The organism is Pseudomonas sp. 14P_8.1_Bac3 (assembly GCF_025466085.1).
Taxonomy (GTDB): Bacteria; Pseudomonadota; Gammaproteobacteria; order Pseudomonadales; family Pseudomonadaceae; genus Aquipseudomonas.
The window spans coordinates 194,278-209,341 of the sequence record NZ_JANLOD010000072.1; the positions used below are offsets into that span (position 1 = coordinate 194,278).

Consider the following 15,064-nt stretch of genomic DNA (forward strand, 5'->3'; position numbering starts at 1 on the left):
TTGCTCAAAGGGGCCGGGCTCGATTAATGCGGGGTGCGGCAGGCGTGGGTCGCGGCTTCATCGACCCGGCCGTTGCTGTCGAGCACCACGCCATACTCCAGGCGCGCGCCTTCTCGGGACACCAGGCCATCGCGCACGTCGTTCAATACACTCGCGACCGGGCGTCGCAGAGGATTGCCGTAACCACCGCCTCCCGGGTTGATGTTGATGACCCGTTCGCCCGGCTGCGCCGTGAGTTGCGCGTTGTAGGTAAAGTGCTGCTCGTCGCCGTCGCCCTTGCGATGGATCAGCCGACCGAGCTTGGGTTCGAGCAGGACGTTGGTCGCGCCCGCGGCACCCGAGGTCGGCAGTTGCCGGCCTTCACCAAAACCGACCACGGTCATCGCGTGATTCAGCGGCTCGATCTCGATGCGAGTGCCCGACCCACCGCGGAATTCACCGGCGCCGCCACTGTCGGTCATCAGGCTGTAGCGGTGAATGAGGATCGGATAGGCGTACTCCAGCAGCTCGATATCGCCGGACATCAATGCACCGAAACAACACAGCGGGCCGCAGGCGGGCCAGCCGTCCATGGCCTTGTTCGCGCCGGCACCGGAGATGATCGAAGCCAGCACCATGGTCACGTACTCGTCGTTTCCATTGCGCGGGTCATGGCCCGCAATGTTGATTCCGCTGGCGTGGCCCCAGGAGGCAGTGACACGCCCGGGGGCTGCTTGCTCCAGTGCCTGGCGTACCGCATCGGCCAGGGTTTCCATCGGCGTGGTCGTACTGTTGACGTGCGGCGCCGGTTCCTGCGCATTGCACAAGGTACCCGGTGGGCCGAGGTCCACCGATACGCAACGGTACAGACCTTCGTTGTACGGCGGCGGCACCTGGGCAAACATCATCAGGCCCAGATACACCCCGGACACCGAGTTGCCGGCGTAAGAGTTAATGAAGTAGGGCACCTGCGGCGGGCTCTCGATCAGGATGTGCGCCTCGTCACCGCGAATTTCCACTTGCGCCGTGATCGACAATTCGCCCAGCCCGTGGCCTGAATCCTCCAGCACTGCAGTACCGGTGTAGAACCCGTCCGGAACCTCACGCAACAAGTCGCGCATGTGCCGGTCGGCCATGTCTTTCAATTCGGCGATGCACGCGCGCACTTGTTCGACGCCGTAGCGATCAAGCAGGTCGAGCAAGTGCCGTTCGCCGACGTTGCAGGCGCCGAACTGGGCGTTGAGATCGCCTTCCTGATAGGCACGGGCGCGCATGTTGGTCAGCAACAGGTTGATCACGTCCTCGCGGCGCTTGCCTTGGGACCAGAGCTTCACCGGAGGGATGCGCAGGCCTTCGGCGTAAATTTCTTTGGCATCGGGGTTGTAGCCGGCCGGCACGGGACCGCCGATGTCGGTCAGGTGGCCCTTGCAAACGGCCCAGAACACCAGCTCGCCCTGGTAAAACACCGGTTTGTACATGCAGCAGTCGAGGATATGGCTGCCCATGTAGGCGGGGTCATTGTGGTAGATCACATCGCCTTCCTGGACATCATCACCGAAGAAACCGGCGACGCATTTCATTGCCGGTATCAGCGAACCGAGATGAATAGGGATGTCCTGGCCTTGCAGGATCATTTCCGGAAAGTGGTCGAAGAGCGCATTCGAATAATCGTGAGCGAGGTTGAAAACGCTCGAACGACCGGTTTTTTCAAGGGTGATGGTCATCTCGCGCTGCGCGGTTTCGAGCGCGCCTCGCACGACGGCCAGGGTGATCGGATCTACTGTGCTCATGGGTCACCAGAAATCTTGTTGTTATCAGGTGAAGGTCAGGACGAACGTCTAACCCACGACACAAAACTACGCGCTCGGGCCGGTGACTGGCTTGGCGCAAAGTGCACTGTTTGTTGATCCTGAGTGCATTGGCCAGTGCGTGCGGCCCTGAGGTTTGAATCCTGAGCGCCCACGCTGGCGCGTCACCACGCCAGCAATGACTTCTATGCGATTCAATCGTAATCTTGGCGCTTCGCTGACCTAAAAAAGAAAAACAGGGAGTCATTGATGCAACCGATCCGTCTCGGTCTGGTGGGCTACGGCAAGATTGCCCAGGATCAACACGTTCCCGCTATTCACGCCAACCCCGCATTCCAGCTGGTGGCGGTGGCCACGCAAGGGCGGCCCTGCGCCGGGGTGGAGAATTTCCAGTCCCTGAGCGAACTGCTCGAGCGGGGTCCGCAGGTGGATGCGATCGCGTTTTGCACACCGCCCCAAGGGCGCTTCGCGCTGGTGCGACAGGCACTGGCTGCCGGCAAGCACGTGCTGGTCGAAAAGCCGCCCTGCGCCACCTTGGGTGAAGCGATGGCGCTGGTCGATCAGGTGACGGAGCAGGGCGTCAGCGGTTTGTTCGCCTGGCATTCACGCTACGCGCCCGGCATTGAAGCCGCCCGCGCCTGGCTGGCCAACCGGACCCTGCAAAGCGTGCAGATCGACTGGAAGGAAGACGTGCGCAAGTGGCACCCCGGTCAGGCCTGGATCTGGCAACCCGGTGGGCTGGGCGTGTTCGATCCCGGCATCAATGCCTTGTCGATCGCAACCCATCTGCTGGCGCTGCCGCTGTTTGTCGAGTCCGCCGAACTGCGTGTCCCGAGCAACTGCCAGTCGCCGATTGCCGCTTCGATCAAAATGTCCGACGCGCGCCGTCTCGATGTCCGCGCGGAGTTCGATTTCGACCATGGCCATGATGAGCTGTGGAGCATCGAGATTCGCTGCACCGAAGGCGTCCTGCGCCTGGATAACGGCGGCGCACTGTTGAGCATCGACGGTGTGCGCCAGGAAGTATCGGAGGAGGGCGAGTACGCGGCGGTGTATCGACATTTTCAGCAGCTGATTGCCGACAGGGCCAGTGACCTGGACCTGCAACCGCTACGACTGGTGGCCGACAGCTTCTTCGCAGGCAGTCGGGCACTGGTTGAGCCGTTTTACGATTAACGGCCGTCCCCAATCAAAACGCCCGGGCCATGCCCGGGCGTTTCACGCTGTGGGTTCAACCAAGCGAATCAGTTGACGACAAAACCCGCCCCCACCGGGTCATTACGTTCAATCACCCAGCGCGAGGTGCCGAGGATGCTGGCCGTGCCCTTGACGGTAGGGCGCACCGCGCGGGTGCCGTTGAGGTCGACTTCGCCCAGCAGGCAGCCTTCGAACGTGCCGCTGCCCAGCAGCCCTTCGGAGAGGATCGGTTGGTTCAGGCCCAGTTTGCCCCGTGCTTCGAACATCGCCATCATCGCGCTGGTGCCGGTGCCGCCGGGAGAGCGGTCGAGCTGGCCGGCGCTGAAGACGTGGACGTTCTTGTAGAACGCCCCTTCGAGAGTCGCCGGGTGCCAGAAGGTAATGAAGTTGAGGTCGTTGATGTGCGCCTCGGTCGGATGCTGGATTTTCAGTTGCTGGTTGATCTGGTCGCGCGCCAACAGGCCCAGGCGCGAGAGTTCGCTGCCGTTGTCGGGGCTGATGCGCAGGTCGCAATGACTGAGGTCGACGATACCGAAGTAGTTGCCGCCCCACACCAGGTCGGCCTTGAGGTCGCCGTAGCCGGGCAGGTGGATCGGAATGTCTTGGGCGGCGACGTAGGCCGGCACGTTTTCGAAGCGGGTCCAGAGCACGGTGTCGCCTTCCGACGCCACCTCGGCCACCACCAGGCCGGCCGTGGTTTCGAAGCGGATTTTGGTGATGCCGTTTTCACCGCGCGGCACCAGGCCCAGGGCGACCATCGCCATGCTCACGGCGATGGTGCCGTGGCCGCACATGTGCGAGTACACGCTGCCGTCCATGTAGATCAGCCCGGCGTCGAACTCGCTGCTCGACGGCGGGGTGAGGAACACGCCGAACATGTCCTTGTGGCCCCGGGGCTCCTGCATCAGTGCCTTGCGCAGCCAGTCATAGTTCTGCTCAAGAAAGGTCCGCTTGGCCAGAATGCTTGAGCCGGCGGGGTAGGGAATGCCGCTGTGAACGATGCACAGTGGTTCGCCTTCGGTATGGGTATAGATGACATCGAACGTGTCTTGCATGCGCATGACTGAACTCCTGGCTTACGGGATGTATGAAGGGGGTTATTTGCGTTCTGACAAAAGGTCGAGACCGATGCACAGATCCAGAATGATCACGGCGACCACGACGACGATGATGGTCGCGCCGGAGGCAGCGGCAATAGTCGGGTCGACGGTGTACTGCACGTAGTTGAAAAGCTTCACCGGTATGGTGTTGAGGTCCGGCGTGGTGTTGAAGATCGACAGCTCGACGTTGATCCATGACGAGATGAAGGCAAAGATCGACCCGGTGACCAGGCCCGGCCGGATCTGTGGCAGCACTACCAGAAAGAACGTGGCCCACGGCGTTGCGCCCAGGTCGCTCGAGGCTTCTTCCAGGGCGCGCTGCTCGGGCGTCAGCATCGACAGTACCGAACGCAGGACGAAGGGCGAGATGATGATGGTGTGGCCAATCAGCAACGCGAGGAAGCTGCGGGTCAGTCCGAAGTAGCTGCCGAACTGCAACAGCGCCGCGCCCAGGACAATGTGCGGAAACACCAGTGGCGAGGTCAGTGCCGCGAGAATCGTGCCTTTGCCGGGGAAGTCGTAGCGCGCCATTGCCAGGGCCGCCGGAACGCTGAGCAACACCGCGACAAAGGTCGCCGTCAGGGCCAGGATCGTGCTGGTTGCAAACGAGGCCACGTAGCTGGGATCACTGAGCATTTTGGCGTACCAGTCCAGGGTCCAGCCTTGTGGCGGGAAGGCCAGGAATGACGAGGCGGTGACCGAGACGCCAAGGATGACCACCAGCGGCAGCAGCATGTAGCCCAGCACGGACCAGGCCACCAGCCTGACGAGGATTTGCGTGATCATGGGTTGCTCCCCCGAATACTGCCGACACGTCCGGCCAGCCCGACCATTACCAGGGTAAAAATCAGCAGCACGACGCTCAGCGCTCCGCCATAGTTGAAGTCGAAGACCGAACTGTATTGCTGGAAAATCAGCATCGAGAGCACGGAGATGCGTCCCCCGGAAAGCAGCGCCGGCGTGACGTAGGCACTCGCCGCCAGGGTGAACACCATGATCGAGCCGGAAATGATTCCGGGCATGGTCAGTGGCAGCACCACATGGAAAAAGGTCGCGCGAGGGCTGGCGCCCAGATCGTCGGAGGCCTGTTCATAGGCCGGATCAACCTGGGCCAGGGCATTGCCGGCGGCCAGCACAATGAACGGCAGCAGGATGTACACCATGCCGATCAGGATGCCGAGTTCGGTCCCGAGGAAACGCACCGGCGTATCGATCAGGCCGGTTTCCATCAGGCTCTGATTGATCAGGCCTTTGCGCCCCAGCAGCACCATCCAGCCGAATGAGCGGACGATGTTGCTGGTGAACATCGGCACCACCAGCAGAATCACACAGGCACGGCGCCAGGCCCGCCATTTGACGACGCGCACCAGATACCAGGCCAGCGGATAACCGAGCAGCAGCGAAATCAACGTGGTCAGCGCGGCGATACGAAACGTCACCAGAATCACGTCCCAGTGGTACTGGTCGCCCAACACCCGGAGGTAGTGCTGCAAGGTGAACGCCTGGTCGGTGCTGGTGGTCAGACTGGCGAAAATCACCACGGCGAACGGTGCCAGAAAGAACGCGGTAAAAAACGCCAGGGCAGCGAACAGCATCAGTGACGGAGCAAGCGCCGTGCGTTTCATACCGGCTCCCCGATCAGGTGCAGATGCGCCGGGTTGAAGCCCAGGCGTACGGCGCTGCCGGCCATCAGGTCGGCCCGGGGCAAGCCCATGGTACGCGCCACGATCGGATGGCCGTCGATCATCGAGTGGACCAGGGTGTGGCTGCCGACGCTGACCACATCGGTCACCGTACCGTTGATTTCGTAGCAACCGGGACCTTCGATACTCGTAGCGTCCAGTACTTGCAAATGCTCGGGACGCAGCACGGCCACCCCACGCGGCAACAGGTTTTTGGCTGGGTGCAGCAGCGGTTTATGGCGGATCGCCAGGCGAATTTCACCCCGGTCGTTGGCCTGATAGCCGATCAGGTTGGCCTCGCCGATGAAGTCGGCAACGAAGCGTGACGCGGGGGCGCTATAGATCTCGCTGCTGGCCCCGACCTGTTCGATGCGCCCGGCATTCATCACCACGATCCGGTCGGCGATGGTCATCGCCTCTTCCTGGTCGTGGGTGACGAAAATGAACGCGATACCGAGCTTGGCCTGCAGATGTTTGAGCTCAAGTTGCATGCGCTTGCGCAGCTTCATGTCGAGGGCCGACAGCGGCTCATCGAGCAGCAGCAGTTTCGGCTGGTTGACGATTGCGCGCGCCAGCGCCACGCGTTGCTGCTGACCCCCGGACATGCCGCGGGGGAATCGATCTTCCAGGGCCTCGAGGCCGACCATCGCCAATGCCTCTCGCGCCTTGAGCCGTGATTCGGCGCGACCGACGCCCTGGCGCCGTGGGCCGTAGGCGACGTTTTCCAGCACGGTCATGTGCGGGAACAGCGCGTAGTTCTGGAACACGGTGTTCAAGGGGCGACGGTAAGGCGGCAGCCGACTCACGTCCTGGCCATCGATGGCGATGGTGCCGGAATCGGGCTGCATGAAACCGGCGATCGAACGCAGCAAGGTGGTTTTGCCACAACCGCTGGGGCCGAGCAGCACGATGAATTCGCCCTGCTCGATATCCAGCCGGATGTTGTCCAGCGCCTGGAATGGCCCGAAGTTTTTACAGACACTGTCGATGCTCAACAAAACTGACATTGCAGACCTCTTGAGCTAGTTGGCGGTGACCTTGCGGTTCCAGTCGTTGGTCACGCTGGCGCGTTGGTCGTTGATCTGGCCCCAGTCGAACAGGCGCAGGCTGTCGATCGAACCGTTCACGCCCCAAGGCAGCTTGCGGGCGACATCTGCAGCGACTTCAACGCCTTTCACCGCCGGCCCCAGGTACAGCTTGCCGGCCAGACAGGACGCCGCTTCCCTGGTCAGCGCGGTATTGATGAACTGTTCGCCGGCCTTGCTGTTTTTGGCGCCCTTGATCAAGTGCAGGCGTGCATCGGTGGCCCAGGCGCCTTCCTTGGGAATGGTGAAGCCGATGGGCGCACCTTTGTCGATCAGGTCCCACGCACCGACGTTGAAATGCGCGCCGATGATCGCTTCGCCGCTCTGGAAGGCATTGGTGGCAGCGCCCGAGCTGTCGAAGAACAGTGCGGTGTCCAGCGCACCGAGTTTGCTGTAGACCTGATCGAGGTGGGCCCGGTCGATGCCCCAGACATCGGCCATGAAAAACACGAAGGGCACGCCGGACGAGTTGGCTGGCGAGGGCAGGGCGATGGCGCCGGCATACTCCGGTTTCCACAGGTCTTTCCAGCTGGTCGGCGCTTCCTTGATTTCCTTGGTGTTGTAGGTCAGGCCGAGGGAATAGAAGCCGCTGCTGACGGCAAAGGTATGGCCGGCGTTGGTGTAGATCGCTTTGTCTTCGACGTTTTTCAGGTTGGGAATGGCCGCCGGATCGAGATCGGCGACTACACCGGCGGCATACGCCATTTCACTGATGCCGCCGTCCATCCAGGCCACATCAATCGTCGGGCTGGATTTCTGTTGCTGGAGCTTGGCCAGGGTGGTGGTCGAGGTGCCGACTTCCGCGGCGACGGCGATCCCTGTCGCTTGCGTGAAAGGTTCTGCAACACATTTTAGGAACGCATCGCCCCAGTTACCGCCATACAACGCAACCGTCAGCTTTTGCTGCTCAGCCATGGCGGCCTGTGAGGATATGCAGCCGGTAACCAAAAGAGCGACGGTAATTTGCTTGCCTGTCTTCAGTTTCATCGTGTGTCCTCTGGGGCGTTGTCGGGCTGTTCCCCTTGCCTGCATCTTGCTCGTATCGTCGATTCGAGCGCTTGCACTTCGGGGTCTTAAAGTTGAATAGTTAGGTCATGCCAAAAATGACTCAGATAAAACCAGATTGCCATCCGCCTGCCGCCCTCGACTCCGGGGCGGGCAACCGTCCTCAGTTGTCAGTGGGACTGGTCCTGCTGGATCAATTCACCCTGGCGGCGTTTTCCGGTTTTATCGATGTGTTGCGGTTGTCCGCTGACCTGGGCGGTGGCAGCCGCCAGATTCACACGGCGTGGCGAGTGATGAGCGTCGACGGATTGCCGCGAACCTCCAGCGCCGGTATTGCGCTGGAGGTGTCCGGGGGGCTGGCGCAGGACCTGGACGCGTTCGACTACATCGCCATCTGCGGCGGTAACGATTACCTCAACAGCCACCTGCCGGCGCATTTTCGCGACTGGCTGCAACGCGTCGCGAAGAGTCGCACCCGGTTGCTGGGCATCTGCACCGGCACCTTCGCCCTGGCTCAAGCGGGCGTGGTTGAAGCGCGTTCGGTGTGCGTGCACTGGAACGTGCTCGATGCGTTTCGCGCACGTTTCCCCAAGACACCGGCAGCGGTGGATCACCTGTTCATCGATGAAGGCGACTTGATCACCTGCGCCGGCTCGACGGCCGCCATCGACCTGGGGTTGTACCTGGTGGCCCGCCATTGCGGACGGGAGAAGGCCCAGCAAGCGGTGCGGCACATGATGTTGCAAGGGATTCGCCAGGGCCGGCAGCCACAGGCGCATTTCTACGCCAACCTGGCCGACATCAAGGACGAACGCGTGCGCCAGGCCGCGCACTACATCGAGCAACGCATGGACAGCCTGCCCACCCTGGATGCTATCGCGCGTTATGTCGGGTTGGGGCGGCGCCAACTGACCCGGGCGTTCCAGCAGTCGCTGGGGCTTTCACCCATGGAGTTCCAGCGCTCGATGCGGATCGAGTACGGCGGTTGGCTGCTGGTCAACAGCCAGAGCAGCATCACCCAGATCGCCATGGATTGCGGTTTCTCCGACGGCGCCCATTTCTCCCGCGAGTTTCGCGCCCGGTTTGGCGTGTGCCCGCGGGAGTATCAGCGTCAGGAGCGGGTCGAGTAAGCCTCAGTCAGCCGCCGAGGACGCTTGGACCAACTGCTGAACCCGCTGGCCAAGATCGACAAGGCTAAAGGGTTTGGTCAATAGCTGGGTGTGTTCATCAACCGCAACCAGCCCCGATCCACCGGCGAAACCGGTAATGAACAGCACTTTGAGTCGGGGGAATTTCAGCCTGAAGGCTGCCGCCAGGTTGATCCCGTTCATGGCACCCGGCAAGCCGATATCGGTCAGTAACAATTCCAGGTGATCCAGCTTTTCCAGCTGTTTCAATGCGGACACGCTGTCCGCCGCTTCAGCAACGTCATAGCCCGTTTCAGTGAGAAATTCCGAGGCCATCTGCCGCACCGTCGCTTCGTCGTCCACCAGCAGAATGGTTTCGTGGTGGCCACGAGATTCCTGTTGCGGCAGAACGGACGAATGGGCCGGTTTTTCCACAGGTGGCGACTCATCCACCGGAAAATACAGGGTGACGGTGGTGCCTATGCCGAGGGTGCTGTGAACCCTGACTTGTCCACCCGATTGCTGGGTGAAACCGTAAATCATCGAGAGGCCCAATCCGGTGCCTTCACCGATTTTCTTGGTAGTGAAAAACGGGTCAAAGATGCGCGAAAGAATGTCAGGGCTGATGCCTGTGCCAGAGTCTGTGACCGCCAGGCTGACATAGGCGCCTGGCGCCATGTTCTTGTCCGAAGACAGGGTCTGATCGATGAGGCACCGATCCACCGCAAGGCCCAGGGTACCTCCATCGGGCATCGCATCCCGAGCATTGAGCGACAGGTTGAGCAGCGCGTTTTCCAGTTGGTTGAGATCGCAGCGGATTCGACTACTGGTTCTGAGCGATGTCTCGACGACGATACTTGGGCCAACAGAGCGCCGGATCATTTCTTCGAGGCCCGCCACCACGGCGCGCGGCTCGAGCAGTTCGGGCCTGAGTGATTGTTGCCGGGAAAACGCCAGCAGGCGTTGGGTCAACGCCGCGGCACGGGAGGCCGAGGCCCTGGCAGTGGCGTTGTATCGGCCCAACTCGTTGTAGCGTCCGGTATCGATGCGTCGTTGCATCAGCTCAAGGCTGCCGATGATACCCGCCAGCAAGTTATTGAAGTCGTGGGCGATTCCCCCCGTCAACTGGCCAACCGCTTCCATTTTTTGACTTTGGCGCAGTTTGGATTCTGCCGCTGCGCGTTCCTGCTGTTCGGCTTCAAGTTGCGCGGTGCGCTGGGCAATTCGATCTTCCAGCAACACATTCCAGTCCCGGAGAGCGCCCTCCAGTTGAACATGCTTGTCGATATTCTCGATCGTCCCATACCACTGCCCGGAATGGCCGGCAGCGTCGAAACTGCATAATGCCCGGATCCTGAACCAGACATGCTCCCCGCTGTGTTGGCGCAGCCTGACCTTCGAATCGAAGGGTTCCAGAGTCGCCAGTGATTCATCCCAGAGGGTTGCCAGGGATTGCTGATCTTCGGCATGAGCCGCCTTAGTCCACTGCCGGCCCAACGTCTGCGCCGACGTCAGCCCGGTAAACTCATACCAACGCCGATCGATCGATGTCAGCTCACCCGTGTTATCCGCCGTCCAGGGCCATTGCGGGTTGAGTTCTGCCGCGATCCGGTAGTGGCGATCGCTCTCACGCAACAGTTTTTCCGTTGAACGCATGGCTTGCAGGGTCTTGGCGCGTTTCAGAACGGCACCGATCAGGTTGCTGTAAACCCGAAGAAAATCGATATCGCTGTCGGTAAACTGACGGGGACTTCGACTGTCGACCTCGAAAATGCCGAAGGGACGTTGTTCCGTGGCCCCGTACACCAGCACGTTGACGAAGGCTTTGACCCCGTTTTCCTTCTGGAATGCGTGATAGTGAAAGCGCGTCTCCGTGGCGATGTCCGCCGAGATGACGGGAGCGTTCGAGTTCAGTGAGAAATACTCAGGAGTGCCTTCGCGCGCTTCTACCCGAACCTGACCGACCACATCGGGTGTCCAGCCGGTGCCGTTGCGCACCAGGAACGTGACGCCGTCATCCAGCAACAGCATGAACTTCGCCAGGTTGGTTTCCAGCGCCTCCCCGACCAACCGACACGCTTCGTCGAGGATGAACTCCAGATCGTCTGATACCAGGGCCAGCTCGCCAAACTCGGCGAGCACTTTGCGCTGGCGTAGTAATGTCGCTCCGCTTGCCATGGGCTTGCCCCTGTTGATTCGTATATATCCGAGGGGGTGTGCGGCGGCTAGGTTCAACTCATGTGATCGAAGGTGCGGTTTTCAGGGGTCTGGTCCACTGTTGTTAGCTGATATCATCCAGCAACTACCACCGAGCAGAAACACATGAATCGTCAGAAAAAGATCAAGCAGCTATTGAAGGCTCACGCCAAAAAAGCCAGCGCCAAACTGGCGCCGGCGAAAAAAAACAAATACATCAGCAAAGCTGACCGCTTGAAGCTGGCGGCTGAAGCCAGCCAAGACCCGATCGTAACGGGCGGTGAGGCCACCGACTGAACCCTACAAGTGCCATTCCAGGTTCAGGAACGGCGTGTTGGCTTCCGTGCCCGGGGTGTTGGCCGAGTTGTTGCCGAACTTGTTCTTCCAGTATTCATAACCCACCCCGGCAAAAAAAGTGTCTTTCTTGCCGACGGTCAGCTCGCCCACATCCACCAGGACGGTGAGGTGCACCAGCGTTTCGCTCACGGTGGCGTTGCCGAAACCGTCCTTGCCTTTGGGCGGGACGAAGTTGGCAAAGCCCTTCCACTTGAGCGGCAGCGAACCGAGCTGGAACGGAATGTCCCACGCCGTTTCCAGGTAGTAAGTGTCGTTGAAGTGCAGGTCGTGTTCCTGGGCGAACGGCAAGCCATTGTGGTTGCGCTCGGAACGGTACATCACGCTGAAATCCCAAAAGCCGGGCACATCCAGATTGAGTGTCGGGCCGACGACAATCATGCGTTTTGCCGGGGCGAAGGCGGTGTTCTTGGTGTTCCAGTCGACGCCAGCGGACAATGACCAGTCGCGAACCGGTCCCCATTTGAAATCCTTGCCGGATATTTTATTCAGTGACAGCTGATGGCGATAAATCGCGTACACCTCGGTCGCACCGTTGTCGCCGCCATCGGCTGGATCGTGTTTGTTGGAAAACAGCACCTGCACGTCAAAGAAGTTGCTGCCGTATTTATAGCCATCAACATGCGTGAACTCAGCGATATGCTTGGCAATCGGCCCCTCGACACCGGGCTCGGCGAAGCGGGTGCCATACCAGTAGCTGATGGCGTTGTCGCTCCAGTCCGCGGCGTGTACCGCTGTTGTTGCAGTCATTAGCAGGGAACCGAGGGCAATGGTGTGCCGGGCAAGTAACGTGCAGATAGGCATGTGCTTTTCCTTGAGTGGTCGTCCACTTCGGCTTGAGGGACTTTTTTATGGTTGCCGGATTGCGTAGATCGGTTGAACGCAGCTCACTCGATGGCCGCCGCCGCGGTATCAAGCCCTTCACACACCAGCAGATCCACGGGATAAATCGGTTTGCTTCGATGCTTCAGCATCCCGCCATTACGCAGGTGCAATGCGGCGGTCATCTCCGCCAGAATCGACAGCGCCACGCTTTCGGGCGCATCGCCGCCGAGGTCCAGGCCCATCGGGAAGTGCAACGTTTGTAGGGCAGCCACGGTCAGCCTGCGCGGACCAATGTCGTCCAACAATCGCTCGGTCCGTTCGCGGGGGCCCAGCTGGCCCACGTAGGCCGGTGCTCCTTGCAGCACGTGCCCGAGCCAATGGCGGTCCTGGCGGTAGCTGTGCGTCATGACGGCCACCGCGGCGTCGTTGATCAACGGGGCGAGGTCAAAGGCGCCGTCGAGGTCTGCGACGATGACCGCGTCCGCCTGCGGGAAGCGTTCGGGGCGCGCAAAGTGGCTGCGGCTGTCGATCACGCTGACGTGCCAGCCCAGCAGTTTGCTCATGCGTACCAGCGGCTGGGCATCGTGGCCGGCGCCGAAAATCACCAGGCGCGGCGGTGGGGCCAGATACTCGAAGAACACTTCGACTTCGCCATGGGGCCCGGTGTAGAGCCGTAATGAGGATTTCTTGTCGCTGAGGGTCTTGCGCAGGGCCCGGCGCACCGCGCTGTTCAGGACTGGATCGCGCAGTGCCGGGCCTGCGCCTGTTACCACGCGATCGCCTACCCGGACTGACGAGCGCCGTGATGTGGCAATGACGGTCGCTATGGCCGCCGGTTGCAGGCGGTCATGCACCTGTCGCAACAGTTCGATGGCCATGGACGGGGCTTTCGCGCGCAGGCGTTCGAGCATGACGAACACCGTGCCGTTGCAGCCGAGGCCGAAGGTCAGGGCGCTTTGCTCGTCGCCTTCATCCTCGGTGGCGCCGGTGCTGTAGCGGCGCACGACGGGCTCGCCGGACTCGGTCAGCCACCAGGCTTTTTTGGCCAGATCCTGCTCCAGGCAGCCGCCGCTGACGGTGCCGATGGTTCGACCGTGAAAGGGGATGAGCATGCGTGCGCCGGGACGTCGATAGGCCGAGCCTTCGACCTTGACCACGGTGGCGAGGACGCTTTCTTCACCTTGTCGCGCGGCGTTTTCGATCGCGCAGAGAAGGTCGTTGAGACCGGACATGGTGTGTCTCCCTGAAGATTGGGACGAAACCTGTTGGAGCCGGCGCGCTGGCCGGCCGGCTCCCACAGAAGAAGGGGCGGCAAGCTCAGTCGTCGACCTGCATCAACTGCTGCACGCCTTCCCACGCTTCAGCGCGCATGCGCTGCAGATCGAGTCCCGGAATCACGCCGTCGTCGACCACCAGGCGCCCGCCGACCATGCTGTAGCGCACGGTGATGGGCTCACCCGCGACCACCGGCGCCACCGCGATGTCATGAAAGCCAAAGAACCGCGGATGATCGAGGCCGTAAATCACCAGATCGGCGGCCTGGCCGATTTCCAGGGTGCCGACCGCACCCAGCCCCAACACCTGGGCGCCGCCCGCGGTGCCCCAATGAATCACGTCTTCGGCCGTTGTCGCTGAAGCCCCTTGTTCGGCCCGATGAATCAGCCAGGCGGTATGCGCTTCCGCGACCATGCTCCCGGACTCGTTCGACGCCACGCCGTCCACCCCCAGCGAGATCGCCACCCCGGCGTCGTACATCTGCGGCACGGGTGCGACGCCGCTGCCCAAGCGCGCATTGCTCACCGGACAATGGGAAATGCCGGTACCGGTTTGCGCGAGCATGCGGATTTCCCCCGGTTGCAAATGCACCGCGTGGGCGAACCAGACGTCGGGGCCGAGCCATTCGTGCTCGGCGACGAATTCCACTGGCAGGCAGTTGTATTTCTCGCGACAGAAGTTGACGTAGTTCTGCGTTTCCGAGAGGTGCGTGTGCAGGCGCAATCCAAGGCCGCGGGCAGTGTGGGCCAGCTCGCGCAGCAAGGTCGGCGGCAGCGAAAACGTCGGCGTGGTCGGCGCCACCACCACTCGGCGCATTGCGTCCGGCGTGTCCTGGTGGTAGCGCGATTTGAGCCGCTCGATGTCACCGACCATTTGCTCGAGTGACTCGGGTTGCAGCGCGGTTTTCGAAAACCCCGGATGCGCGCTGGCGGACTCCAGTGCGCCCCCGCGACACAGAACAAAGCGCATGCCAAAGGTGTCGGCCATGTCGAACAGCAGGTCGCCGGTCTCGGTCGTACCGTTGGCGTGATACAGGTAATGGTGATCGGCGCAGGTCGTCACCCCCGACAACAGCAACTCGGCCATGCCCAGGCGCGCGGCTATTTGCGCCAGTTGTGGCGTGAAACGGTTGAGGCGCGGGTAGGGCACGCTGGCCAGCCACCCTTGCAGGTCCTGATTCAAACCTTCGGGCACCGCTTTCAGCAGGTTCTGAAACAGGTGATGGTGCGTGTTGATCCAGCCCGGATAGACCACCGAGTGGCGTGCATCGATCACCCGTTCGCCGGGTTGCGCCACCAGGCCCGCCGCCATCTCGGCGATGCGACCGTTGACGATGCGAATGTCCACGTTGCCCGCCCGCGCCCGTGGGCCGCGCAGGCCGGTCATCACCGCCAGCGGGTTTTTGATCAGAATGTTTTGAGGTTGAGTCAT

13 protein-coding genes are annotated in these 15,064 nt (G+C 61.6%); 3 read left to right on the plus strand and 10 right to left on the minus strand.

Going from position 1 to position 15,064, the window contains the following annotated elements; all coding sequences use genetic code 11:
• Positions 1-23: 23 nt before the first annotated feature.
• Positions 24-1,769 (minus strand): hydantoinase B/oxoprolinase family protein, encoded by a 1,746-nt coding sequence (locus NTD84_RS26205; RefSeq protein WP_262171717.1) that lies wholly within the window; start codon positions 1,767-1,769, stop codon positions 24-26.
• 267 nt (positions 1,770-2,036) lie between these two features.
• On the opposite strand from NTD84_RS26205, the gene NTD84_RS26210 reads away from it, so the two are divergent.
• Positions 2,037-2,963 (plus strand): Gfo/Idh/MocA family protein, encoded by a 927-nt coding sequence (locus NTD84_RS26210; protein ID WP_262171718.1) that lies wholly within the window; start codon positions 2,037-2,039, stop codon positions 2,961-2,963.
• A gap of 68 nt (positions 2,964-3,031) precedes the next feature.
• On the opposite strand, the gene NTD84_RS26215 is transcribed toward NTD84_RS26210, so the two are convergent.
• From NTD84_RS26215 to NTD84_RS26235, 5 genes are read right to left on the minus strand one after another with little or no spacing between them, the layout of a single operon-like run.
• Positions 3,032-4,045 (minus strand): proline racemase family protein, encoded by a 1,014-nt coding sequence (locus tag NTD84_RS26215; protein ID WP_262171719.1) that lies wholly within the window; start codon positions 4,043-4,045, stop codon positions 3,032-3,034.
• A gap of 36 nt (positions 4,046-4,081) precedes the next feature.
• Entirely contained in the window at positions 4,082-4,870 is a 789-nt protein-coding gene (locus tag NTD84_RS26220; RefSeq protein ID WP_262171721.1) for an ABC transporter permease, read from the minus strand.
• Positions 4,867-5,709, minus strand: a complete 843-nt coding sequence (locus tag NTD84_RS26225; RefSeq protein WP_262171722.1) for an ABC transporter permease — start codon at positions 5,707-5,709, stop codon at positions 4,867-4,869. The genes NTD84_RS26220 and NTD84_RS26225 overlap by 4 nt, the downstream gene beginning before the upstream one ends.
• A complete protein-coding gene (locus NTD84_RS26230) occupies positions 5,706-6,773 on the minus strand; it encodes an ABC transporter ATP-binding protein (protein ID WP_262171723.1) in 1,068 nt (355 codons plus the stop codon). Before NTD84_RS26230 ends, NTD84_RS26225 begins: the two co-directional genes overlap by 4 nt.
• Positions 6,774-6,788: 15 nt before the next feature.
• On the minus strand, positions 6,789-7,838 hold the full coding sequence (locus tag NTD84_RS26235) for an ABC transporter substrate-binding protein (protein ID WP_262171724.1): 1,050 nt from the start codon (positions 7,836-7,838) through the stop codon (positions 6,789-6,791).
• A gap of 116 nt (positions 7,839-7,954) precedes the next feature.
• Between NTD84_RS26235 and NTD84_RS26240 the strand changes: the two genes are divergently transcribed.
• Complete coding sequence (locus NTD84_RS26240; RefSeq protein ID WP_262171726.1) at positions 7,955-8,986, plus strand: GlxA family transcriptional regulator; 1,032 nt, start codon at positions 7,955-7,957, stop codon at positions 8,984-8,986.
• 3 nt (positions 8,987-8,989) lie between these two features.
• Here NTD84_RS26240 and NTD84_RS26245 read toward each other — a convergent pair whose 3' ends face one another.
• Positions 8,990-11,161, minus strand: coding sequence for an ATP-binding protein (locus NTD84_RS26245; RefSeq protein WP_262171727.1), 2,172 nt, complete (start codon positions 11,159-11,161; stop codon positions 8,990-8,992).
• 144 nt (positions 11,162-11,305) lie between these two features.
• Here NTD84_RS26245 and NTD84_RS26250 point away from each other — a divergent pair, with 144 nt between their 5' ends.
• Positions 11,306-11,476 (plus strand): DUF2986 domain-containing protein, encoded by a 171-nt coding sequence (locus tag NTD84_RS26250; RefSeq protein WP_262171729.1) that lies wholly within the window; start codon positions 11,306-11,308, stop codon positions 11,474-11,476.
• Positions 11,477-11,479: 3 nt separating this feature from the next.
• On the opposite strand, the gene NTD84_RS26255 is transcribed toward NTD84_RS26250, so the two are convergent.
• The 3 genes from NTD84_RS26255 to NTD84_RS26265 form a co-directional block, all read right to left on the minus strand.
• Positions 11,480-12,337, minus strand: coding sequence for an outer membrane protein OmpK (locus NTD84_RS26255; RefSeq protein ID WP_262171731.1), 858 nt, complete (start codon positions 12,335-12,337; stop codon positions 11,480-11,482).
• A gap of 83 nt (positions 12,338-12,420) precedes the next feature.
• On the minus strand, positions 12,421-13,590 hold the full coding sequence (locus NTD84_RS26260) for an XdhC family protein (RefSeq protein WP_262171733.1): 1,170 nt from the start codon (positions 13,588-13,590) through the stop codon (positions 12,421-12,423).
• Between the two features lie 85 nt (positions 13,591-13,675).
• A complete protein-coding gene (locus NTD84_RS26265) occupies positions 13,676-15,064 on the minus strand; it encodes an amidohydrolase family protein (RefSeq protein ID WP_262171735.1) in 1,389 nt (462 codons plus the stop codon).